23 protein-coding genes are annotated in these 22,329 nt (G+C 70.4%); 5 read left to right on the top strand and 18 right to left on the bottom strand.

Annotated elements, in window-relative coordinates; genetic code table 11:
* Window positions 1-55 precede the first annotated feature (55 nt).
* On the top strand, window positions 56-832 hold the full coding sequence (gene pstB, locus ACFY1J_RS40080) for a phosphate ABC transporter ATP-binding protein PstB (protein ID WP_390712144.1): 777 nt from the start codon (window positions 56-58) through the stop codon (window positions 830-832).
* Window positions 833-1,359: 527 nt separating this feature from the next.
* Here pstB and ACFY1J_RS40085 read toward each other — a convergent pair.
* Window positions 1,360-2,358: an anion permease gene (locus tag ACFY1J_RS40085; protein WP_390712143.1), complete on the bottom strand. Its 999-nt coding sequence runs from the start codon at window positions 2,356-2,358 to the stop codon at window positions 1,360-1,362.
* Between the two features lie 7 nt (window positions 2,359-2,365).
* Window positions 2,366-2,986 carry a DUF47 domain-containing protein gene (locus ACFY1J_RS40090; RefSeq protein WP_171110497.1) on the bottom strand — a complete coding sequence of 207 codons (621 nt, stop codon included), beginning with the start codon at window positions 2,984-2,986 and terminating at the stop codon, window positions 2,366-2,368.
* 188 nt (window positions 2,987-3,174) lie between these two features.
* Between ACFY1J_RS40090 and ACFY1J_RS40095 the strand changes: the two genes are divergently transcribed.
* Window positions 3,175-3,513 carry a metal-sensitive transcriptional regulator gene (locus ACFY1J_RS40095; RefSeq protein WP_390712142.1) on the top strand — a complete coding sequence of 113 codons (339 nt, stop codon included), beginning with the start codon at window positions 3,175-3,177 and terminating at the stop codon, window positions 3,511-3,513.
* Between the two features lie 104 nt (window positions 3,514-3,617).
* On the opposite strand, the gene ACFY1J_RS40100 is transcribed toward ACFY1J_RS40095, so the two are convergent.
* On the bottom strand, window positions 3,618-3,794 hold the full coding sequence (locus ACFY1J_RS40100; RefSeq protein WP_263210300.1) for a hypothetical protein: 177 nt from the start codon (window positions 3,792-3,794) through the stop codon (window positions 3,618-3,620).
* A gap of 94 nt (window positions 3,795-3,888) precedes the next feature.
* Window positions 3,889-4,743 carry a hypothetical protein gene (locus ACFY1J_RS40105; protein ID WP_390712141.1) on the bottom strand — a complete coding sequence of 285 codons (855 nt, stop codon included), beginning with the start codon at window positions 4,741-4,743 and terminating at the stop codon, window positions 3,889-3,891.
* A gap of 144 nt (window positions 4,744-4,887) precedes the next feature.
* Between ACFY1J_RS40105 and ACFY1J_RS40110 the strand changes: the two genes are divergently transcribed.
* Window positions 4,888-5,061 (top strand): hypothetical protein, encoded by a 174-nt coding sequence (locus ACFY1J_RS40110; protein ID WP_363300763.1) that lies wholly within the window; start codon window positions 4,888-4,890, stop codon window positions 5,059-5,061.
* Window positions 5,062-5,092: 31 nt separating this feature from the next.
* Here ACFY1J_RS40110 and ACFY1J_RS40115 read toward each other — a convergent pair whose 3' ends face one another.
* The 8 genes from ACFY1J_RS40115 to mshD form a co-directional block, all read right to left on the bottom strand.
* A complete protein-coding gene (locus ACFY1J_RS40115; protein ID WP_390732950.1) occupies window positions 5,093-5,515 on the bottom strand; it encodes an NUDIX hydrolase in 423 nt (140 codons plus the stop codon).
* A 28-nt stretch (window positions 5,516-5,543) separates the two neighbouring features.
* Window positions 5,544-6,647, bottom strand: coding sequence for a CHAD domain-containing protein (locus ACFY1J_RS40120; RefSeq protein WP_390712139.1), 1,104 nt, complete (start codon window positions 6,645-6,647; stop codon window positions 5,544-5,546).
* Window positions 6,628-8,982, bottom strand: a complete 2,355-nt coding sequence (locus ACFY1J_RS40125; RefSeq protein ID WP_390732951.1) for an RNA degradosome polyphosphate kinase — start codon at window positions 8,980-8,982, stop codon at window positions 6,628-6,630. The genes ACFY1J_RS40120 and ACFY1J_RS40125 overlap by 20 nt, the downstream gene beginning before the upstream one ends.
* A 167-nt stretch (window positions 8,983-9,149) precedes the next feature.
* Entirely contained in the window at window positions 9,150-10,019 is an 870-nt protein-coding gene (locus tag ACFY1J_RS40130; RefSeq protein WP_390712137.1) for a hypothetical protein, read from the bottom strand.
* Complete coding sequence (locus ACFY1J_RS40135) at window positions 10,016-11,035, bottom strand: ABC transporter permease (protein ID WP_390732952.1); 1,020 nt, start codon at window positions 11,033-11,035, stop codon at window positions 10,016-10,018. The genes ACFY1J_RS40130 and ACFY1J_RS40135 overlap by 4 nt, the downstream gene beginning before the upstream one ends.
* Window positions 11,032-11,922: an ABC transporter ATP-binding protein gene (locus ACFY1J_RS40140; protein ID WP_390732953.1), complete on the bottom strand. Its 891-nt coding sequence runs from the start codon at window positions 11,920-11,922 to the stop codon at window positions 11,032-11,034. Before ACFY1J_RS40140 ends, ACFY1J_RS40135 begins: the two co-directional genes overlap by 4 nt.
* On the bottom strand, window positions 11,919-12,305 hold the full coding sequence (locus ACFY1J_RS40145; RefSeq protein WP_390712133.1) for a GntR family transcriptional regulator: 387 nt from the start codon (window positions 12,303-12,305) through the stop codon (window positions 11,919-11,921). Before ACFY1J_RS40145 ends, ACFY1J_RS40140 begins: the two co-directional genes overlap by 4 nt.
* A gap of 108 nt (window positions 12,306-12,413) precedes the next feature.
* Window positions 12,414-13,343 carry a mycothiol synthase gene (gene mshD, locus ACFY1J_RS40150; RefSeq protein WP_390712132.1) on the bottom strand — a complete coding sequence of 310 codons (930 nt, stop codon included), beginning with the start codon at window positions 13,341-13,343 and terminating at the stop codon, window positions 12,414-12,416.
* A gap of 157 nt (window positions 13,344-13,500) precedes the next feature.
* On the opposite strand from mshD, the gene ACFY1J_RS40155 reads away from it, so the two are divergent.
* The gene (locus ACFY1J_RS40155) at window positions 13,501-15,303 is read left to right on the top strand and encodes a bifunctional metallophosphatase/5'-nucleotidase (protein WP_390712131.1); all 1,803 of its coding nucleotides are present in this window, start codon (window positions 13,501-13,503) and stop codon (window positions 15,301-15,303) included.
* Window positions 15,304-15,537: 234 nt separating this feature from the next.
* On the opposite strand, the gene ACFY1J_RS40160 is transcribed toward ACFY1J_RS40155, so the two are convergent.
* The 6 genes from ACFY1J_RS40160 to ACFY1J_RS40185 form a co-directional block, all read right to left on the bottom strand.
* Window positions 15,538-16,995 (bottom strand): sensor histidine kinase, encoded by a 1,458-nt coding sequence (locus ACFY1J_RS40160; RefSeq protein WP_390712163.1) that lies wholly within the window; start codon window positions 16,993-16,995, stop codon window positions 15,538-15,540.
* A 2-nt stretch (window positions 16,996-16,997) separates the two neighbouring features.
* Entirely contained in the window at window positions 16,998-17,732 is a 735-nt protein-coding gene (locus tag ACFY1J_RS40165) for a response regulator transcription factor (protein ID WP_390712130.1), read from the bottom strand.
* 137 nt (window positions 17,733-17,869) lie between these two features.
* Window positions 17,870-18,082 carry a hypothetical protein gene (locus ACFY1J_RS40170; protein ID WP_390712129.1) on the bottom strand — a complete coding sequence of 71 codons (213 nt, stop codon included), beginning with the start codon at window positions 18,080-18,082 and terminating at the stop codon, window positions 17,870-17,872.
* Window positions 18,083-18,114: 32 nt separating this feature from the next.
* Window positions 18,115-19,215: a S1C family serine protease gene (locus ACFY1J_RS40175; protein WP_390732954.1), complete on the bottom strand. Its 1,101-nt coding sequence runs from the start codon at window positions 19,213-19,215 to the stop codon at window positions 18,115-18,117.
* Window positions 19,216-19,371: 156 nt separating this feature from the next.
* Window positions 19,372-20,394, bottom strand: coding sequence for a LacI family DNA-binding transcriptional regulator (locus tag ACFY1J_RS40180; protein ID WP_390732955.1), 1,023 nt, complete (start codon window positions 20,392-20,394; stop codon window positions 19,372-19,374).
* Between the two features lie 86 nt (window positions 20,395-20,480).
* Complete coding sequence (locus ACFY1J_RS40185; protein WP_316749867.1) at window positions 20,481-21,260, bottom strand: response regulator transcription factor; 780 nt, start codon at window positions 21,258-21,260, stop codon at window positions 20,481-20,483.
* Between the two features lie 166 nt (window positions 21,261-21,426).
* On the opposite strand from ACFY1J_RS40185, the gene ACFY1J_RS40190 reads away from it, so the two are divergent.
* Entirely contained in the window at window positions 21,427-22,263 is an 837-nt protein-coding gene (locus ACFY1J_RS40190) for an alpha/beta hydrolase (RefSeq protein WP_390732956.1), read from the top strand.
* Window positions 22,264-22,329: the final 66 nt, after the last annotated feature.

The raw sequence follows: 22,329 nt of genomic DNA on the forward strand, positions 1-22,329 counted from the left end.
TCCGGCTCCGCCGGGCGGGGCCCCTCAGCGACTGATTTCTGGAAGTGAAGTAGACATGGCCAAGCGAATCGACGTAAGCGGACTCACCGCCTACTACGGCTCCCACAAGGCGATCGAAGACATCTCGATGACCGTCGAGCCTCGCTCGGTGACGGCCTTCATCGGCCCCTCCGGCTGCGGCAAGTCGACGTTCCTGCGCACGCTGAACCGTATGCACGAGGTCACCCCCGGTGGCCGGGTCGAGGGCAAGGTCCTGCTCGACGACGAGGACCTGTACGGCGTCGGCATCGACCCGGTGTCGGTCCGCCGCGAGGTGGGCATGGTGTTCCAGCGCCCGAACCCCTTCCCGACGATGTCGATCTTCGACAACGTGGCGGCGGGGCTGCGGCTGAACGGCAACTACAAGAAGAGCGCGCTCAGCGACATCGTCGAGAAGTCGCTCAGGGGCGCGAACCTCTGGAACGAGGTCAAGGACCGCCTGAACAAGCCCGGCTCGGGTCTGTCCGGCGGCCAGCAGCAGCGGCTGTGCATCGCGCGGGCGATCGCGGTGGAGCCGAAGGTTCTGCTCATGGACGAGCCCTGCTCGGCCCTGGACCCGATCTCCACGCTCGCCATCGAGGACCTCATCGGTGAGCTGAAGGAGCGCTTCACGATCGTCATCGTGACGCACAACATGCAGCAGGCGGCGCGTGTCTCCGACCGGACGGCGTTCTTCAACCTCGCCGCCGTTGGCCAGCCCGGCCGGCTGATCGAGATCGACGACACGGAGCGGATCTTCTCCAACCCGTCCGTCCAGGCCACGGAGGACTACATCTCCGGCCGCTTCGGCTAGGCCGATGCCGGTATAAATCCCCTCGCGGTGCTGCATGGCGGTGCCACCGCGAGGACGGAAAAGGGCCCGCCCCTGGCTCCCGGGGGCGGGCCCGTTCCTTACGTACGCACCCGGAGGGTCCTCACTGGGACTCCCCCCAGCCCCCACCAGGGGGCTCCGCCCCCTGGACCCCCGACCTATGCCCGCCCACCACCCGACTCGGTCGGCTGAAAAGGCAAGCGCTGCGGGCACTCGGTGCGCTGGACAGCGAGCCCTCCGGACCTCGCCCCCCGGGGGACTTTCCAGCCAACCGATACGGGTGGGCGGGTGGGAAACGGGGGTCGGGGGGCGGAGCCCCCGGGCATGGCGGACGAGGTGGGAAACGGGCGGCAGAGCCTCAGGCATGGCGGCGCGCTCGGCTGGTAAGCGGGCCCTGCGACCGCGCCCTGGGGGGGCGACTTTTCGGCCGACCGAGACGGGTCGGCGGGTGGGAAAGCGGGGGTCTGGGGGCGGAGCCCCCAGGTGCGGCGGCTCGGGACACCCGGCTCCTACAGGAACGCCAGCTTTACAACGGCGTAGGCCAGCGCAGCGACCAGCGCTGCTGCCGGCATCGTGATGAACCATCCCATGACGATGTTCTTGGCCACACCCCACCGCACCGCGTTCACCCGCTTCGTCGCCCCGACGCCCATGATCGCCGAGGTGATGACATGGGTAGTGGAGATCGGCGCCTTGAAGAGGAATGCCGTGGTGAACATGATCGACGCACCGGTCGTCTCCGCCGCGAACCCCTGCGGCGGATCCAGCTCGATGATCTTCCGCCCCAGCGTCCGCATGATGCGCCAGCCACCCGCATAGGTACCGAACGACAGCATCACCGCGCAGACGATCTTCACCCACACCGGGATCGGATCGCCGTAGGTCTCGTGGCCGGAAATGACCAGGGCCATCACCACGACACCCATGGTCTTCTGCGCGTCCTGCAGACCGTGTCCGAGCGCCATGCCGGCCGCGGACACCGTCTGCGCTATCCGGAAGCCGCGCTTGGCCTTGTGCGGGTTGGCCCGCCGGAAGATCCACATGATCGCTGTCATGACCAGATAGCCGACGATGAGACCCACGACCGGCGACAGGAACATCGGGATGACGACCTTGTCGAGCACCCCGTTCCACAGCACGGTCGTGCCGCCCGCGAGCGCCGCGCCCACCAGGCCGCCGAACAGCGCGTGCGAGGAGGAGGACGGCAGGCCGAAGTACCAGGTGATCAGGTTCCAGGTGATCGCACCGAGCAGCGCGGCGAAGAGGATGCCCATCCCCCTGCCGCCCTCGGGTGTCTCGATCAGCCCCTCGCTGACGGTCTTGGCGACGCCGGAGCCCAGGAATGCACCGGCGAGGTTCATGACCGCGGCCATCGCCAGCGCGGCCCGCGGCGTCAGCGCGCGCGTCGACACCGACGTGGCGATGGCGTTCGCCGAGTCGTGGAAGCCGTTGGTGTACGTGAAGAAGAGCGCGACCGCGATGGTCACGACCAGAGCGAAGGTGTCCATCGACGCCTCAGGACTCCTTGACGGCGATGGTCTCCACCGTGTTCGCCACGTGCTCGAAGGCGTCCGCCGCTTCCTCCAGCACATCCACGATCTGCTTGAGCTTCAGGACCTCGATCGCGTCGTACTTGCCGTTGAAGAGGTGTGCAAGAAGCTTTCTGTGGATCTGGTCCGCCTGGTTCTCCAGCCGGTTGACCTCGATCCAGTACTCGGTGAGGTTGTCCAGGGTGCGCAGATGCGGCATGGCCTCGGCGGTCAGCTCGGCCGCCCGTGCCAGCACCTCGATCTGCTGCTCGACACCCTTCGGCAGTTCCTCGATGTTGTAGAGGACGACGAGGTCGACGGCCTCCTCCATGAAGTCCATGATGTCGTCGAGGGAGGACGCCAGGGAGTAGATGTCCTCACGGTCGAACGGGGTGATGAACGAGGAGTTCAGCTGGTGGAAGATCGCGTGCGTGGCGTCGTCACCCGCGTGTTCCGCTGCCCGCATACGCTCTGCGATCTCGGCCCGGGCGGAAGCGTCCGCCCCGAGCAGTTCCATCAGGAGTTTCGAGCCGGTGACGATGTTGTCCGCGGAGGCGGCGAACATGTCGTAGAAGCTCGTCTCCCTGGGGGTCAGACGAAAGCGCACGTGGGGTCCTCGGGGTGCTTCGGTTTCGGTCAGGCTGATGCTAGAGGCAACATCCGGCCACGGCTATCGGGCCGTCCTCCAGTGTCGCCCATCGGACAGATCGATCATCACGGGGGCGTACCAAGGGCCCTATACCCAGCAAAGTTCGTTACCATATACCCACTAGGGGTATATGTCTGGAGGACGCGATGACGACCACCGAGGCCGGCGCCACGGCGCCCTCCGAGGGCGCGCACCAAGGCGCGACGCACGGGTACCACAAGCAGAAGGACGAGCACCTCAAGCGGCTGCGCCGGATCGAGGGGCAGATCCGCGGGCTGCAGCGCATGGTCGACGAGGACGTCTACTGCATCGACATACTCACGCAGGTATCCGCCTCCACCAAGGCCCTGCAGTCCTTCGCGCTGCAGCTCCTGGAGGAGCATCTGCGGCACTGCGTCGCGGACGCGGCCGTCAAGGGCGGAGACGAGATCGACGCGAAGGTGGACGAGGCGACCAAGGCGATCGGACGCCTGCTGCGCACCTGACCGCGTACAGGGCAAGTCGTACGGGACACGTCGTACGGGACGAGCAAGGGACAGGAGGAGTCACGGGACGGGCGGTCCCCCCACCCGCCCGTGGGACACCCGGCCTACTCGCCGGAGGTGTCACGCTCCTGGGCCACTTTCAGCACCTCGTCGATGCTCTCAAGGCTGAGCCGGTCCTCGTGGGCGGCCGAGGCCGCGATGATCAGGTCTCCGCACAGCTCGATCTCGGCGAGGGCCACGTGGTCCTGAACTGCCGTACCGCCGACCGGAGCCACGTGCATCACCTCTTCTCTGCCGTCACCGACTTCCTAGAGTAGGCAGTGGTCTACACACCGCGCATGGCACGGACGGGCTAGTTCGCGAGATGGTTACCGGCTAGTTCTCTGGCTGGTTTTCTGCGATGCGGCCCGCGTAGATGTCCTTCTCGCGCGGCAGCCGTACGTCCGCGGGGGCGCCGAAGTCGTACAGCAGCGTCGTCGAGGCGACCGCCACGGTGGCCTTCTGCTCCCCGTTGACAAAGCTGAAGTGCTGTCTGAGCTTGCGGATGCGGCCCTGGTCGTCGAGGTAGGCGTCGAACGGCACACGGGCCGTGGCGAACCCTTTCGCCGCCGCCGCCAGGGCGTCCCGGTTGCCCGCCGAGGCCGTCCTGGCCGCCGTGCCGAGATCGGCGGTGCCGCGGAAGTGCCGCACCTGAGTCCCGCCCACCTCGGTCCGCCCCACGAAGGTCGCCGTACGCGTCCCGCGCAGCAGCTCCGCGGCCGCGTACGGATCCGTCGCCCCGCCCGTCACCAGGTTGCCGTCGGAGAGCGTCGCGGTCTCGACCCGGACCCACTTGTCGGCGGGCACCCCGGCGCCCCGGTTCTTCATGAACAGCGCGCCCGGGGCGAGGAGCTCCGTGATGGGCCGGTGCTCCACCGTCCCCGCCGGGTCCTGCGGGAGCTGCACGGTGAGCCGGCCGAGCTGTCTGCGGTAGTCGTAGACACCCTTGCCGCGGATGGTGACCCGGGTGCCGCCGGTGGCCATCTCCATCGACGTGCTCGCCTTCGAGCTGCCCGCCTCGCGCAGCAGATCGGCGGCGCGGTGCAGCGCGACGACCGGATCCACCGCGCCGCGCACGTCCTCGGCGGCGGCTCCGCTCCCGGAGCATCCCGTTCCGCACACACCCAGCACGAGCGTGATCCCCACCGCGGCGACCGTGCCTCCCGAGCGCCTGTGCTGCCGCCGATCCATCGCCTGCCTACCCCCAGCCGGTACGTCCGTCACGGGCCCCCTGTCGCATCGGCTAACGACGAGCAGGGGCCCGCCGTCACGCGCTGTCGAGGGCATACCGCGGGCATGGGAGCGCTTTACCCTCAGGCCGGTAACGTTGTCGGCGTGACACAGCAGGACGGTCCGGATCGGGTCCGACAGGGGCAGGAACACCACACGACGACCTACGAACAGGGCCGCTTCTGCGTGGCACGCTGCACCTGCGGCTGGCGCGGCCCGGCCCGCCGGGCCAGAAGCCAGGCCCGGACGGACGCGGAAGGTCACGCGGCGGACCGCTGACCGCCACGCGCGTTCTACGCGTTTTCGAGCTCTATGTGTGTTCGAGCTGCCGCAGCAGCACATCGACCAGGTCCCGGTCGCGCGGCTGGGTCAGCCGGCCGCGGGCCGCGACGGGGGAGAGCCACAGGATGCGGTCCACCTCGTCGTTCGGGACGAAGCGCCCGGAGCCTGCCTCGGCCGCCCAGTAACGGACCTGTTTGGGGCGGCCGTTGGCCAGATAGCGCAGGGTGGGCAGCTCGGCTCCGAGCACGGCGCCGTAGCCGGTCTCCTCCGCGACCTCGCGCAGCGCACCCGCCCTCGGGTCCTCGCCGCGCTTGAGCTTGCCCTTGGGGTGGGACCAGTCGTCGTACTTGGGCCGGTGGACGAGACAGACCTCCAGGTCGCCGTCCACCGGAGAGCGGCGCCACAGAACGCAGCCCGCGGCCTGGACGATGGTTTCCTTCGCGTGCGTCACCGGTGCTCTCACCGCCTCCTCGGGAGGGTCAGGGTGCGCTGACCGCCTGTTTCTGCCACGACTGCTGGAACGCGAACCGCGCCGCCTCCACCTCGTGCCGCTGGTCGGCGTGCAGCACACCGAGGGCGTACGCCGTCGCCGGGGCGATGCGCGGGGTGCGCGCCGCCTGGGCCGCCGCCGCGGCCGCCTCCGAGGCGTCCCGGTGCCGGTTCAGGGCCTGGCCCGCCGCGAGGAGCCGTACGTCCACGGGGGCACCGGGCCCGAGGAGGACCTCGCGGGCGTAGCGGTGCAGCCGCAGCAGCAGGCGGACCTGGTGCCAGGGGCCGTCCTGGGGGTGCGGGGACGGGTCCGGGGACAGGCCGTGGATCAGGGCCTCCGCGTTGTACGGATGGCCGGCGGTGACCAGGGGCAGGCCGGCGATCGCGGCGGTGAGCCGCTCTTCGGCCGCGGCGGCCGCCGGGCGCAGATCGGTGGTGGCCGCCGCGGGGGTGAGCGGGACCTCGCTGGCGAGTACGGCGACCTTGTCGGCGACCGCGTGGAAGCGGGAGGAGCCGAGGGCCTGGAGGGCCGTGGAGTGGGCGCGGGTCCGGGCGAGGGTGAGCTGGCGTTCGAGCAGGGCACCGGCCTTCGCGGCGCCCACGGTGAGGTTGCCGCGTTCCGGGACGGCCGTGACCGTGACACCGCGGCCGCTCGCGCTCGCAGCGGTCGGGTCGACGGCCTGTGCGGGAAACGCGGTCGACCCCGACAGCCGGTGCAGCGCGAGCAGCAGCCGCTCCAGCCGGGCCTCGTAGGCGTGCTCCAGCCCCAACGTCCCCGAGAGCCAGGCAAGTTCGGGGCGCATCTCCTCGGACCAGTCGGAGTCGAGGAGCGGGCGGAAGGTGTGCAGGCTGCCGCTGATGCGGCGGGCCGAGCGGCGCAGGGCGCGTGCCGCGTCGACGGTCTCCTCCGCGGTCGTGGCCGCCCCGGTCTCCCGGTGCAGCCGCAGGGCACGGAGGAACTCCGTGGCCTGGGCGCGCAGATAACGCGCGAGCGCGTCCCCGATGGGGGCACCTCCCTGCTCGAGCGCAGTCGAGAGCTTGGGGGAGACCCCGGCCGTGGTCGGGTCCGTCGGGTCAAGGTGTTGCTGTGCCACGCCGGCGCCTCCGGGCGTCTATGAGCATCTCCTGGACGTTGCGCAGGGGCTGGCCGTCCGCGTCGGTCGCGTGCCGGGTCCAGTCGCCGTCCGGGCCGAGGTGCCAGGAGGACGTGGTGTCGGACATGCCGGTTTCGAGCAGTCGGTTCAGGGCCGCCCGGTGGGCCGGGTCGGTGACCCGTACCAGGGCCTCTATCCGGCGGTCGAGGTTGCGGTGCATCATGTCCGCGCTGCCGATCCACACTTCGGGCTCGCCGCCGTTGCCGAAGGCGAAGATCCGGGAGTGCTCCAGGAAGCGGCCGAGGATGGACCGTACGCGCATGTTCTCGGACAGGCCGGGGACGCCCGGGCGCACCGCGCAGATGCCGCGCACCCACACGTCGACCGGCACACCCGCCTGCGACGCGCGGTAGAGCGAGTCGATGAGCGCCTCGTCGACGATCGAGTTGACCTTGATGCGGATGAACGCCGGACGGCCCGCACGGTGGTGCTGGACCTCCTTGTTGATCCGCGAGATCAGGCCGTCGCGCAGGGACTTGGGCGCGACCAGCAGACGGCGGTACGTCTCCCGGCGCGAGTAGCCCGACAGCCGGTTGAACAGGTCGGAGAGGTCCGCGCCGACCTGCGGGTCCGCCGTCAGCACGCCCAGGTCCTCGTAGAGCCGGGCCGTCTTCGGGTGGTAGTTGCCGGTGCCGACGTGGCTGTACCGGCGCAGCGTGTCGCCCTCCTGACGGACCACCAGGGACAGCTTGCAGTGGGTCTTCAGACCGACCAGGCCGTACACGACGTGGCAGCCGGCCTCCTCCAGCTTGCGCGCCCACTTGATGTTGGCGTGCTCGTCGAAGCGGGCCTTGATCTCCACCAGGACGAGGACCTGCTTGCCGGACTCGGCGGCGTCGATGAGCGCGTCCACGATCGGGGAGTCGCCGGAGGTCCGGTACAGGGTCTGCTTGATCGCGAGGACGTCCGGGTCGCCGGCCGCCTGCTCCAGGAAGGCCTGCACGGACGTCGAGAAGGAGTCGTACGGGTGGTGCAGCAGGACGTCCCGGCTGCGCAGCGCCGCGAAGATGTCGGGCGCCGAGGCCGACTCGACCTCCGCCAGGTCGCGGTGGGTGCCCGCGACGAACTTCGGGTACTTCAGCTCGGGCCGGTCCAGGCCGTGGATGCGGAACAGACCCGTGAGGTCCAGCGGGCCGGGCAGCGGATAGACCTCGGCCTCGCCGATCTTCAGCTCGCGCACCAGCAGGTCGAGGACCTCGCGGTCGATGGACTCCTCGACCTCCAGGCGCACCGGCGGCCCGAAGCGGCGCCGCATGAGCTCCTTCTCCAGGGCCTGGAGCAGGTTCTCGGCGTCGTCCTCCTCCACCTCCAGGTCCTCGTTCCGGGTGAGCCGGAAGGCGTGGTGCTCCAGCACCTCCATGCCCGGGAAGAGCTCTTCCAGGTGCGCGGCGATGACGTCTTCGAGGGGGACGTACCGGCCGGGGGCGGCCTCCAGGAAGCGGGACAGCAGCGGCGGCACCTTCACCCGGGCGAAGTGCTTGTGGCCGCTGACCGGGTTCCGTACGACCACGGCCAGGTTCAGCGACAGACCGGAGATGTACGGGAAGGGATGCGCCGGGTCGACCGCGAGAGGAGTGAGGACCGGGAAGATCTGGTGCCGGAAGAGCGTGAAGAGGCGCGCCTGCTCCTTCTCGGTCAGCTCGTTCCAGCGGACCAGGTGGATGCCCTCCTCCGCGAGGGCGGGGGCGACGTCCTCGTGGTAGCAGGCGGCGTGCCGGGCCATGAGCTCGCGGGAGCGGGCCCAGATCATCTCCAGCACTTCACGGGGCTGGAGCCCGGAGGCGGAGCGGGTGGCGACGCCCGTCGCGATACGGCGCTTCAGACCGGCCACCCGGACCATGAAGAACTCGTCCAGGTTGCTGGCGAAGATCGCCAGGAAATTCGCCCGTTCGAGAAGGGGCGTGTTCGGGTCCTCGGCCAGTTCGAGGACCCGCTCGTTGAAGGCGAGCCAGCTGCGCTCCCGGTCGAGGAAACGACCCTGCGGCAACTGGGCCCCTTCAACCTTCGACTCCTCGTACGCGTCGAGGTCGGCATCGATGTCGGGTTCCAGGTCGGAGACCGCGCCAGCCACGGTGTGCGGGCGGTGCGCGGCTATGGAGCCCACGGAGGGCTGCGCGTGCTGGACCTGTGCCTGGGTGTCTGACTGGCTCATAAACCCATTGTTCCGCGCCACGAGCGAGACGGGCGCGTCGGAACGTGCGGGTGGGAGCGTCACGGCCCCGTTTTCCCCGGACCCCTCGGGAGGCGGGGAAGGCTCTGGCACGGCGGGCTTCATTGGCTGAGCGTCGCAAGTTCGTCTGAACCGATGGTTACGGAGACATGGCGTGCGGGATATGTGGGAGCGGCTCCCGGGCGTCTACGCCGACCGGGTTCCCGTACGAGCCCGAAGGTGGCGGCGCGTACGTCCCTCCCCCCGTGGAGGGACGTACGCGTCCGCCGGTCTCATACGGCCCTGCGGCGCAGTACGGCATAGGCCGCCGTGGTCGCGAGGGCCGCGAGGGCGAGGACGATGCCGGTCTCCGCCAGGTGGAGGGGCCAGTAGTGGGACTGGGGGTGGTACACGGCGAAGTAGCCGTCGGTGTTCCGTCCCTGGTTCACCTGCCAGACGTCATTGGGCAGCTCGAACCGCTTCGGGGAGGTCCGGGTGACCGTCGGCCACAGGTCCTCGCGGTGGAGCTCCAGCAGGAGGTTGAGCAGCCACATCGTGGCGAAGGCGGTGCCCAGCGCGGGCAGGGTGCGGCGCAGCAGCAGCGCGGTGAGCGTGCCCACCGCGAGGGCGCACAGGGCGTACGCCACCGTCAGCGGGCCGCGGGCCACGAACACGTCGGCGAAGGTCCAGTCGTCGCCCATCAGATCGCGGTGGGCGGCCCAGCCCCAGCGGAACGCCAGGACGAGGACCGTGCCGCCCGCGGTGAGCGCGAGCGCGGGCACCGCGAGCTTGGCGGTCAGCCAGCGGGCCGGGGTGACGCCCTGTGTCCAGGCCAGCCGTGCGGTGCCGGACTCCAGCTCGCGGCCGATCAGGGCGCCGCCCGCGAAGACGGCGACGGCGAGGAAGCTGTAACAGATCAGCGTGCCGATCCAGCCGACCGGTTTGCTGTAGTCGAGGCTTGCGAGGAAGTTGCTGCAGACCACGCGACGGTCGCACGTCCCCACGGCCGCCCGGACCCGGTCCACGGTCACCTCGTTCAGCCAGACCAGCCAGCCGATCAGGCCGGCGACGAACGCGGCCCAGACGAGCAGGGCCGGACGGTGCAGGCGCAGGACGGCCCGGGGCAGGCCGCGGAGCGCGGCGGAGGTCGGGACGGAGGTCATGCGGTGGCCTCCTTGCGGGCGGTCGCCGTGGCGGTCCGGCGTCTGAGCAGGAGGAACGCGGCCACGGTCAGCAGAGCGGTGACGGCGAGGAGGAGAGCGGTCGCGGTCAGTTGCAGGGGCCAGAAGTGGGCGGCGGGGTGGTAGTCGAGGTACGTGCCGACGGCGTGGAGCCGGGCGTACGCGGCGTCGCAGCTCGCCTCGTCGGCGCAGCCGGGGGCCTGGAGACGGGTGCCGTCGGCGGTGACGAGGCCGTTGCCGACGGTGAACTCCCCGAGCGGTGATCCCGAGTGTCCGAGGGGGACCACGCGGCTGACCGGCGGCCACAGGTGGGGCACGGCCAGGGCGAGGGCGATCCACAGCCCGGCCACGGCGGCCGCGGCCGTGACGAGCGCGGCGAGGGCCCGGCGCCAGAGCAGTCCCGTGAGGACGCCGACGGCGAGGCCGGCCAGGGCCATCGCCACGGCGGTCGGGCCGTTGGCGTGGAAGGTCGGCCCGTCCCACCAGCTGTCGTTGGTGTCCAGTCGGCCCCGGCCCGCCGACCAGGCCAGTCGGTGCAGCAGCACCAGAAGGCCGGTACCGGTGGTGACCAGCGCGGCGGGCAGGGCGAGCCGGGCGGCCAGCCAGCGGGTGGGGGAGACGGTCTGGGTCCAGGCGAGCCGGACTGTGCCGCTCTCCAGTTCGCGGCCGATCAGCGCGGCACCCGACCAGATGGCCACCAGGAACGGGACCAGGAGCACGGCGAGGGTCGTGTACAGGTACACGTCCTTGTAGAGCTGGACCGTGTCCAGGTCGTACGAGCAGTTCGCCCTGGGGCAGGCGTCGTACCGTCGCCAGGCCGCCGCGGCGGAGTCGATGAGCGGGCCGCGCAGCCACAGCAGGGCGCCGCCGACCGTGATCACCAGCGCGGCCCAGACGAGCAGGGCCGGCCGGTGCAGGCGCAGCAGCCAGCGGACCTGGTGCGGCCCGTCGGCCGGGCTCGGGGTGGCCGGCGTGCCGGGGACGGTGAGGGTGGTCATGCGTGGGTCTCCTCGGTCTCGGCCGGGGTCAGGGTCGCGGCCCGCGGGTTGCGCAGGTAGGCGAGGACGAGTTCCTCCAGCGAGGGGGCGGTGGTGCGCCAGTCGGTGGGCAGTGGGCTCGCGGGGCGGATCAGCGCGCTGAGCTGGCGGCCGGTGACCCGGGACTCGACGACCGTGTGCGGGGCGAGGGCGGTGTCGGCGGCCGTGCTCACGCGGGTGTGGGCGGCCAGCAGGTCGTCGATCTCGCCGGCCAGGCGGATCCGGCCGCTGCCTACCAGGAGCAGGTGGTCGCAGGAGTTCTCCAGCTCGGCCACCACGTGCGAGGACATGACAATCGTGGTGCCGTACTCGGCCGCCTGTGCCATCAGCGTGCCCATCAGCTCGTGCCGGGCCAGCGGGTCCAGGTCGGCCATCGGCTCGTCCATGAGCAGCAGTTCGGGCCGCTTGCCCAGTGCGAGGGCGAGTGCGACGCGGGTGCGCTGCCCGCCGGAGAGCGCACGGATGCGGGCCTTGGGGGCCAGGCCGCCGGCGGCCACGACGCGCTCGGCGGTGGTCGCGTCCCAGCGGTCGGGGTTGAGGTCGGCACCCATGCGGAGCGTCTCGGCGATCGTGAGCTGCGGGTACAGGGGCTTGTCCTGGGCGACATAGCCGACCCGCGCGCGGGCCCGCGCCGGATGCGTCCCGAGGACGGTGAGCGTGCCCTCGGTGGGCGCGAGCAGCCCGGCGGCGAGGGCGAGGAGCGTTGACTTGCCCGCCCCGTTGGGGCCGACGACGGCGCAGACCCGCCCGGCGGGCAGCCGGAAACCGCACGCACGCAGCGCCCATCGGCCCCGCCCGAAGCGCATGCCGAGCGCGCTCGCCTCCAGGGCCGCTCCGGTGTCGGTCATGACTGGTCTCCCTGGAAGTGCTTGTCGAGGACGGCGGTGAAGAGTGCGGCCACGTCGTCCCGGTCCAGCCCCGCTTCGCGGGCCTTCGCCGCCCACTGCTCCAGCTCCGCCCGCAGGGGGGAGTCGGCCGGGGCGGTGCTGAGCGTTCCCCGTACGAAGGTGCCGAGTCCGCGCCGGGCTTCGACCAGTCCCTCGCGTTCGAGCTCGCGATAGGCCTTGAGGACGGTGTTCGGGTTGATGGCGGTCGCCTCCACGACTTCGCGGGCCGTGGGCAGCTTGTCGCCGGGCGCCAACAGGCCCAGGCGGAGGGCCTGTTTGGTCTGCTGGACGATCTGCAGATAGGTGGCGACCCCGCTGTGCCGGTCGATGCGGTACTCGACCATCGGTGCACCACCCTTTCACTAATTGAGTAGTGAAAGGGTGGTGCAAGAAAAGGGACGGCGTCAAGCGGGCCGTCCCTTATCAGGGGTATGTCATGTATGAGTGATATGTCAGGTCTCGGTCCTGTACATCAGATCGGTCTCGTGCGTCACGAACCCGAGCCGCTCGTACACCGACACCGCCGACTTGTTGTCGGCGTCGACATACAGCATCGCCGTGGACAGCCCCCGCGCGGCCAGATGCCGCAGGCCGATCGTGGTGAGGGACTTGCCGAGCCCGCCGCCCTGCGCGCCCGGGGCCACCCCGAGGACGTACACCTCGCCGATGCCCTCCTCGGCGTGCACCTTGGTCCAGTGGAAGCCGACCAGCACGCCCTCCCGCTCGGCGAGGAAGAAGCCGGCCGGGTCGAACCACGGCTCGGACATGCGGTCGTCCAGATCCCGCTGGGTGAGGGAGCCCTGCTCCGGGTGGTGCGCGAAGGCGGCGGCGTTCACCGCGAGCCAGGCCGCGTCGTCCTGCCCCGGCACGAAGGTGCGCACGGTCACGCCGTCGGGCAGCTTCGGCTCGGGCAGCTCCAGATCGGTCAACGACCGCCGCATCTGGCGTAGTTCACGGAACAGGGTCAGCCCCAGGACCTGGGCGAGGTGCCGGGCCGCGGAGTGCCCGCCGTGCGCCCACACCCGCAGCCGTTTGCCGGACGCGGCCAGCAGGGCCGAGCCGAGCGCCCGCCCGTGTCCGTGCCCGCGGTGCGAGGGATGTACGACCAGTTCGGCGGCCGGCGCCTCCACCGGATCGGTGTCCTCCAGTTGGGCGTAGCCGACGAGTTCGCCGTCCACGGTCAGCAGCAGATGGGAGACGCCCTCGCGCGCGCCTCCGCGCAGTTGCAGCCGCCCCTGCTCGGACACCGGATGCTGACCGTCGGACCGGGCAGCCTCCGCGAGCAGTCCGACCACGGCCTCGGCCTGGTCCGGGGAGAGCTCGGAGAAGGTCTCGATGGAACGGGAGTGGAAGGGCCGTACGGTGTCGTCGTCGCTGGTCATGCGTATGAGGGTACGGCGCGGCCCCCGCAAAGTGGCGGCAAAGGAATAGGCAAAGGGAAACCTGGACGTAACCCTGAACCCCCTGTCGCGCTACGCGCGTTGACTCTAGGCTGCGCCCGATCGGACACTCACCACAGCAGACCCACAGGGGGGTCCCATGCCGGCCACGTCCCCATCGCCACGCCCCGCCGGACGACGTACGTATGCGTTGCTGGCGGCCGCGGCGAGCCTCGCCACCGCCGCCGCACTGGCCGCCGCGCTGCCCGCGGACGCGCACGACAACAAGGGCGGCGGACATCTGCCGAGCCGTTACCAGGACGTCCAGCTCCTCTCCTTCAACGACCTGCACGGCAACCTCGAACCGCCGGCCGGTTCCTCCGGCCGGGTCGCCGAACTCCAGGCGGACGGCACGACGAAGAACATCGACGCGGGCGGTGTCGAGTACCTCGCCACCCATCTGCGCCAGGCCCGCCAGGGCCGGCCGTACTCCATCACCGCGGCCGGCGGCGACATGGTCGGCGCCTCCCCGCTCATCTCCGGCCTGTTCCACGACGAGCCCACGATCGAGTCGCTCAACAAGCTGGACCTGGACGTCACATCCGTCGGCAACCACGAGTTCGACGAGGGCGCCAAGGAACTGGCCCGGCTGCAGAACGGCGGCTGCCACCCGACGGACGGCTGCTACTCGAACGAGGGGTTCTCGGGCGCGGACTTCCCCTACCTGGCCGCGAACGTCCTCGACGAGAAGACCGGCAAGCCGATCCTCAAGCCGTACTGGGTCTGGAAGAAGAAGGACGTCAAAATCGGCTTCATCGGCGTCACGCTGGAGGGCACCCCGAACATCGTCTCCGCCGACGGGGTGAAGGGGCTGCAGTTCAAGGACGAGGTCGAGACGATCAACAAGTACGCCAAGGTGCTCCAGAGCCAGGGCGTGAAGTCGATCGTGGCGCTGATCCACGAGGGCGGCTTCCCGGCCTCCTCCTCGTACAACTACAACTGCGACTCGCCGGGCGCCGGTGACGGCATCTCCGGCCCGATCGTCGACATCGCCAAGAACGTCACCCCGGCCGTGGACGCGCTCGTCACGGGCCACACCCACACGGCGTACGTGTGCACCATCAAGGACCCGTCGGGCAAGCCGCGCATGGTCACCTCGGCCGCGTCCTTCGGCCGCCTCTACACGGACACCACGCTGACGTACGACCGTTGGACGGGTGACATCGCCCGTACGGCCGTGAAGTCGGCGAATCACGTGGTCACCCGGGACGTTCCCAAGGCGCCCGACATGACCGCGCTGATCGGCAAGTGGAACACCCTGGCCGCCCCGATCGGCAACCGCGCCATCGGCTACATCTCCGCCGACATCAACAACACCGGCACCGAGTCCCCGATGGGCGACCTGATCGCGGACGCGCAGCTCGCGTACGGCAAGGAGCTGGACCCGGAGACCGACGTCGCGCTGATGAACCCGGGCGGTGTCCGGGCGGGCCTGACCTACGCGGCCAAGGGCGCCGAGGGCGACGGTGTCGTCACCTACGCCGAGGGCTTCACCGTCCAGCCCTTCTCCAACACGGTGAACCTGCAGAGCTTCACCGGGGCCCAGCTGATCCAGGTGCTCAAGGAGCAGGTGAGCGGCGCGAACGCGGCCGCCCCGAAGATCCTCCAGCCCTCCGCCGGCCTGACCTACACGCTGGACCTGACGAAGACGGGCGCGGACCGGGTGGTCACCGACTCGATCCGGCTGAACGGCGCCGCCATCGACCCCGCCGCCACCTACCGCGTCGCCACCAACAGCTTCCTCGCGGGCGGCGGCGACGGCTTCCCCACCCTCGGACAGGGCACGGGCGACCTCGTCGGCACGGACGACCTGACCGCCCTGGAGAAGTACCTGACGGCCAACTCCTCCGCCACCGCGCCGATCGCGCCTCCGGCCACCAACCGGATCACGATCGTGCAGTAACACCTGTGTGAATAGCGTTTCGGTTCCGAAATGACCCTGAGAATTGATCTCAGGGTCATTTCATTGAGGCGCCCGGTGGAGAAGTTCCAAGAACCCTCCCCCTTCTGGGGACCGGCGGGCGCCTGTCTGGGCGTCGCCGCGCAAGGCGGTCAGGAGGCCGTGGGCGTCCAGTCGCCCAGCCGCAGATCCTGGTGGTCGAGGTCTTCTGGCAATGACAGGGCCTGGCTGAGTCGGTCACGGTGTTTCCGGCGGAGCCGTAGCCGCCCCCGGCAGCCGCACCGTCGCCACCGCCCCGCCGCCCTCCGCCCGGGTCAGGGTGACCTCGCCGCCGGCCTGCTGGATCGTGCGGGCGACGATGGACAGGCCCAGGCCCGAGCCCGGCAGGGCCCTCGCGCTGGGGGAGCGCCAGAAGCGGTCGAAGACGTGGGGGAGTTCGTCCTCGGCGATACCGGGGCCGTGGTCGCGGACCGTGAGCACGCCCTTCTCCAGGACCACGTCGATCGTGCCGCCCTCGGGGCTGAACTTCACCGAGTTGTCGAGGATGTTGACCACGGCACGTTCCAGGGCCGACGGTTCCGCCCGTACGTACCAGGGCTGCACGTCCGCCGTGATCGTCAGCTCCGGGCCGCGCAGACGGGCGCGGACCATGGCCGCCTCCACCGTGTCGTGGAAGGCGACCACCTGGACGCGCTCGCCGCGCTGGCCCGCGGAGCGGGACAGCTCCTGCAGGTCGCCGATGAGCGAGGCCAGCTCCGTCATCTGCGCCTTCACCGAGGCGAGCAGCGCCTTGCGGTCGCCCGGCGGGAGGGGGCGGCCCGTCTCCTCGCTCCGGGTGAGGAGTTCGATGTTCGTACGCAGCGAGGTCAGGGGGGTGCGGAGTTCGTGGCCCGCGTCCGCGATCAGCTGTTGCTGCAGCTCGCGGGAGCTGGCCAGGGCCGTGGTCATCGAGTTGAACGAGCGGGACAGGCGGGCGATCTCGTCGTCGCTGTCCTCCTCGACCGGGATGCGGATGCCCAGGTCCTCCGTCCGGGCGACGTGTTCGACCGCCTCGGTGAGCTTGTCGACGGGGCGCAGGCCTGCCCGGGCGACGGCCAGACCGGCGGCTCCGGCGCCGATGACCCCGACACCGGAGACGAGGAGGAGGATCAGGGCCAGGTCGTTGAGCGTGGACTCGGTGCTCTTGAGAGGTACGGCCGCCATGATGGCGTAGCTGGTACTCGTGCCCGTGGTCGGGTCGTTGATGGTCAAGGGCACGGTCATCACGCGCACCGCGTTGCCGTCCTGGTCCGTACCGTTGCGGAAGATCCCCTGATGGCTGCTCGCGTTCTTGATCACGTCCTTGTCGGCCTGGGTGACCTTGATCCTGCCCACCGAGGTCAGGAAGAGGCAGGGCGTCCCGTCCGGCTGGACCACCTGGGAGTAGGTGTTCCGGTAGCCGCCGTTGAATATGTTCTGCGGAGTCTGCGTGCAGTTGTTGAGCGCGTCCGCGAACTGGTTGACCTGTTGTTGTTCGATGGGCCCCCGCGTGAACTGGGCCTTCCGCAGGTCGTTGTCGAGCTGGTCGTACAGCTTCCCCTGCACGATGAACCAGCAGGTGACCGCCACCGCCGCCACCGCGAACGCCACCGCCGCCGCCACGAGCATGGACAGCCGTGCCCTGATCGGCAGCGCCCGGAACCGGCGCGCGAGCATGTTCACTCCGCCGCACCCTGTCGCAGCACGTACCCCACGCCCCGCACCGTGTGCACCAGTCGCGGCTCGCCGCTCGCCTCGGTCTTGCGGCGCAGGTACATGACGTAGACGTCCAGAGAATTCGAGGACGGCTCGAAGTCGAAGCCCCACACCGCCTTCAGGATCTGCTCACGGGTGAGGACCTGGCGCGGGTGTGCCATGAACATCTCCAGCAGGGTGAACTCCGTGCGGGTCAGTTCCACCTGCCGCCCGCCCCGCGTGACCTCACGCGTCGCGAGGTCCATGCGCAGGTCGGCGAAGGTGAGTGCCTCGTCATCCTGGGCCGCGCCCACCACGGCCGCCGCGTACGAGCTGCGTCGCAGCAGCGCGCGGATACGGGCGAACAGCTCGTCCAGCTCGAACGGCTTGACCAGGTAGTCGTCGGCGCCCGCGTCGAGCCCGGTGACCCGGTCGCCGACCGTGTCGCGAGCCGTCAGCATCAGGATCGGTGTCGTCTCGCCCGCGCCGCGGATGCGGCGGGCTGCCGTCAGGCCGTCCATCCGGGGCATCTGGATGTCCAGGACCACCAGGTCGGGCTTGTACACGGTCGCCTTCTCCAGGGCGTCCGCACCGTCGACCGCGACCTCGGTGTCGTACCCCTCGAAGACAAGGCTGCGCTGGAGTGCTTCGCGCACGGCCGGCTCGTCGTCGACGATCAGGATGCGCTGGGGGTCACGGTCGCCATCGGCGGGACTCATCGCTCGCGGTTCCTCGGGGTGGGGTGGGGTGCGGTGGGGTGCGAATGGGGTGGTCGTCGGTGGGGCGTCGGTGGGGCGTCTCTCAGCGTCGCATGTTTCGGGGCCGTGGGGCACGCGCGACCGTGGGCGCGGGATGATCAGCCGCGCATCGTGGTCAGCCGCTTCAGCGGAACCTTGTGGCGGTGCGGGCGGGCCGCGGGCAGCCGCAGGCCCATCATCTGGGGGGCCGCGACCTCCGGGGGCCGGGGCGCCGCGGCCGGGGCGTGCAGCTCGTACGCCACCTGGAGGGCCAGGGCGATGCCGGCCGGGTCGTGGGAAACGGCCACGGGGTGCGAAACCTGCTTGATCATGACGTACTCCCTACTGCCCGCGCGGGGGCCTGTCAGCTGGTGGAGCCGGCCCGCAGCTTGGCCAGGTCGGACTTGACGGTGTTGATGGGGATCGCGAAGCCGAGGCCGACGCTGCCCGCGTCCGAGGACGAGGAGCTCGAACCGGACGAGTACATCGCGGAGTTGATGCCGATGATGTTGCCGGCGCCGTCGATCAGCGCGCCGCCCGAGTTGCCGGGGTTGAGGGACGCGTCGGTCTGGATCGCCTTGTAGGTCGTGGTGGCCGAGCCCGTGTCGCCGTTGAACTCCCGGCCGCCGAACTCGAACGGCCACTGGCCGCCTCCGCCCTGGCCCTGGCCCTGGTTCTCGCCGGTCGAGACGGTCACGTCACGGTTGAGCGCGGAGACGATGCCGCTGGTGACGGTGCCGGTCAGGCCCTCGGGGGAGCCGATCGCCACGACCGTGTCGCCGACCTGGACCCCGTCGGAGTTGCCGAGGGCCGCGGGCTTCAGACCGGAGGCGTCCTTCAGCTTGATGAGGGCGAGGTCCTTGGAGCTGTCCGTGCCGACGATCTCGGCCGTGTACTGCTTGCCGTCGCTGGTCCGCACCTTGATCGACGAGGCGCCGGAGACGACGTGGTTGTTGGTGACGACCTCGCCACCGGAGGTGATGATCACGCCGGCGCCGGTGGACGAGCCGTTGCTGAGGGTCGCGACGACCTCCACCACGCTCGGGCTGACCGCGGAGGCGATGGCGGCGACGTCGCCCTTCTTGCCGGCCGGCACCACATTGGTGCTGGTGCTGCTGGAGGCGACGGTGTCCTTGCCGGTCAGCTCCTGGAAGGCGTACGCCGTGCCGCCGCCCACGGCCGCCGCGACGATCGCCACCGCGGCGAGCAGCGCCATCGGGCCCCGGGAGCGCTTCTTCTTCGGCTCGGCGGCGACGGGGGCGGCGCCCGCCGGGACGGAGGACAGGAGAGCGGTGTCGCCACCGTGGCCGTCGACGGCGGCCGGCTGCACGGCCTGGTACGCCGGCGGGGGCGGCCACTCGGGGTTCACGGGGGCGGAGGCGTGCTGCTGCTGGGGGTACGCGCCCTGATGGGCGTCACCCTGGGGGTTCTCGTACTCGCCGCTGCGGCGGAAGCTCTCGGTCATGGATAGAGCTTTGCCCGCAACCATGAGAGCTTCCTGAGTGCTCCCTGAGAAGCCCGGCAGAACCTCGTTTGCCCGATATAAAGAAGCTTCTCGCAGCTCGGCGAGGGTTCTCAGAGATCCTTCATGGACGCCTGAGGAACACCACCCACGCCCGCGTCATCCACAGCCGCAGGAACTGCGGACCACCAGCCGCGACGGGAAGGTCTTCAGCCGCTCCCGCCGGGACCCCGCCACCCGCAGACCGTCGTCGAGCACGAGATCCACGGCGGCCCGGGCCATCGCGGACCGGTCCGAGGCGATCGTCGTCAGGGGCGGGTCGGCCAGCGCCGCTTCCTTGATGTCGTCGAAGCCGGCCACGGCCAGCTCCCCGGGGACGTCGATGCGCAGCTCACGCGCCGCCCGCAGCAGGCCGATCGCCTGGTCGTCGGTGGAGCAGAAGACCGCGGGAGGGCGGTCGGGGCCGGAGAGGAGCTCCAGGGCGACCTGGTACGCGTCGTAGCGGTTGTACGGCGCCTCGAAGAGCCGGCCCTCGGTCGGGATCCCCGCCTCGTCCATCGCGCGCCGCCAGCCCTCGACGTGGTCGGAGACCGGGTCGCCGACGGCCGGGGTCTCCGCGGTGCCGCCCACACAGGCGACGTACTCGTAGCCGTGCTCCAGCAGGTGGCGTACGGCGAGGTGGGCGCCCCCGAGGTCGTCCGTGACGACGGCGACGTCGTCGATGGCCTCGGGCCGCTCGTGCAGCAGGACCACCCGGGCGTCCCACGCCTCGATCTCGGCGGCGGCGAGGTCGTTGAGCGCGTGGCTGACCAGGATCAGACCCGCGACGCGCATACCGAGGAAGGCACGCAGATAGTGGACCTCGCGCTCGCCGACGTAGTCGGTGTTGCCGACGAGAACCATCTTTCCGCGCTCGGAGGCGGCCTGCTCGACCGCGTGCGCCATCTCCCCGAAGAAGGGCTGGCGGGCGTCGGGGATGATCAGGCCTATGAGATCGGTGCGCCGTGAGGCCATGGCCTGGGCGACCCGGTCGGGCCGGTACCCCAGTTCCTTGATCGCGGCGAGGACACGCTCGCGCGTGGCCGGGGCGACCGGCCGGGGTCCGTTGTTGATGACATAGCTGACCACGGCGGTGGAAGTTCCCGCCAGCCGCGCCACATCATCCCGAGTCACCTTGGCCACGCGCGGAGTCTACGCGGATGGACCCGCTCTGGGCAGGGCGTATCGAAGCTTCCCTGTGCGGAAGCAATGCCCTGCCCGAGCGCCGGCTAGGCGTCGGCCGGGACCTCTGTGGCACCCAGGACGGCCGATGAGTCCGCATTCTCGGGCTTTGACCGGTCCGCCTTGGCCTTCGCCTCGTCCGAGGAGCGGTCACCCTTCTCAGGAGTAACGAATCGATAACCGACGTTCCGGACGGTTCCGATCAGCGACTCGTGCTCCGGGCCCAGCTTGGCGCGCAGCCGTCGTACGTGGACGTCCACGGTCCGGGTGCCGCCGAAGTAGTCGTAGCCCCAGACCTCCTGCAGCAGCTGCGCGCGCGTGAAGACACGGCCCGGGTGCTGGGCGAGGTACTTCAGGAGCTCGAACTCCTTGAAGGTGAGGTCGAGGACCCGGCCCTTGAGCTTGGCGGAGTAGGTCGCCTCGTCCACGGACAGGTCGCCGTTGCGGATCTCCATGGGGGAGTCGTCGTTGACGATCTGCTGCCGGCCCATGGCCAGCCGCAGCCGTGCCTCGACCTCCGCCGGACCCGCGGTGTCGAGCAGCACGTCGTCGATGCCCCAGTCGGCGGTCACGGCGGCGAGACCGCCCTCCGTCACGACGAGGACGAGGGGGCAGCCGGGGCCCGTGGAGCGCAGCAGCTGGCACAGGCTGCGGACCTGGGGGAGGTCACGGCGGCCGTCGATCAGGATGACGTCGGCGCCCGGTGTGTCGACGAGTGCGGGTCCTTCCGCCGGGGCGACCCGCACGTTGTGCAGGAGCAGGCCGAGGGCCGGAAGCACCTCCGTCGACGGCTGGAGGGCGTTGGTCAGGAGTAGCAGAGAACTCATACGTCTTGTTCCTCCTCGGTCCCTGCGAGGACGTTTGCGGTACTGCTCTGCGGTCCCGGGGCCCCGTACACCCGCGGTTCCCCGCTTCGTATACAACGCTTCCGAAAGCACAAAAGGACCCGGGGGCTACGCTGCCCGAGTCCTCATGCCCAGCAGAATAGCCCACATGAGCAACGGTCCGGCAGGTCATACGGCACGTTCCACCGATCGTCCGAATCCCGAGACGGGTGGATGGGCCCCTATGCGGACGTTTCTGTACACGGCCGACGGGATTCCGATCGATTCCGTATACAACCCGGGCACGGTCGTATACGACGTCTCCGCGCCACCCTCCCGTGACCTGGTGTTCGTCGTGGCGCACGGCTTCACGGGCGACGTCGACCGCCCGCACGTACGCCGTGTGGCGGCCGCGCTCGCGCGCCACGGTGCCGTCGTCACCTTCTCCTTCCGCGGCCACGGAGCCTCCGGCGGACGCTCGACGGTGGGCGACCGGGAGGTGCTGGACCTCGCGGCCGCGGTGCGGTGGGCGCGGGAGCTGGGCCACACGCGCGTGGTCACCGTCGGCTTCTCCATGGGCGGCTCGGTGGTGCTGCGGCACGCGGCGCTGCACCGGGGTGTGGACGCGGTGGTTTCGGTGAGCTCGCCGGCCCGCTGGTACTACCGGGGTACGGCCCCCATGCGCCGGCTGCACTGGCTGGTGACGCGCCCCGAGGGCCGTCTGGTGAGCCGCTACGGGCTGCGCACCCGCATCCATCACAGGGAGTGGCAGCCCGTCCCGCTGTCCCCGGTGCAGGCGGTACCGAGGATCGCCCCCACCCCGCTGCTGATCGTGCACGGCGACCGCGACGGCTACTTCCCCCTGGACCACCCCCGGATGCTGGCCGCGGCCGCCGGTGACCACGGCGAACTCTGGGTGGAGCCGGGAATGGGCCACGCCGAGCACGCGGCGCCCGACGCCCTGCTGACCCGGATCGGGGACTGGGCGGCCGCCCGGGCGGGCTAGCCTGACGGTGTTGATGTGCGGGTGGTTGCTGTGCGGATGCCGATCCGCCGAAGGACTTGAGGGACG

The organism is Streptomyces sp. NPDC001406 (assembly GCF_042895285.1).
Lineage (GTDB): Bacteria > Actinomycetota > Actinomycetes > Streptomycetales > Streptomycetaceae > Streptomyces.